The organism is Pseudomonas sp. AC463, from assembly GCF_979253585.1.
In genome coordinates this window covers 1-275 of sequence record NZ_CEEDDZ010000579.1, presented here as the reverse complement: position 1 = coordinate 275, position 275 = coordinate 1, and the positions used below count along the sequence as shown (strand labels likewise).

The window sequence follows — 275 nt, the reverse complement described above, 5'->3', positions numbered from 1 at the left end:
CGCCCGTGCCGCCTCGATCGTCGCGTTCAGCGCCAGCAGGTTGGTCTGCGCGGCAATCCCCGCAATGACGTCGACCACGTCGCCCAGCCGGTCGAGAACCGACTCCATCTCGCTCCGGCGATCCTCCGCGTCGCGACGGAAACGCTGGCTTTCATCGAGACGGCCACCAATCTGCTCTTCCATCCGCACCTGCGCCGTGATGTCGGAGGCGAACTTCACGACCTTGTACGGCTTGCCGCCTGCATCGAGGATCGGCGTGTAGATCGCCTGTACCC

1 protein-coding gene is annotated in these 275 nt (G+C 65.5%); it reads right to left on the bottom strand.

Annotated features, from left to right (window positions below):
* Positions 1-275, bottom strand: a 275-nt coding sequence (locus AC0IYH_RS31505) for a methyl-accepting chemotaxis protein (RefSeq protein WP_471838168.1), incomplete at both ends; no start/stop codon positions are given.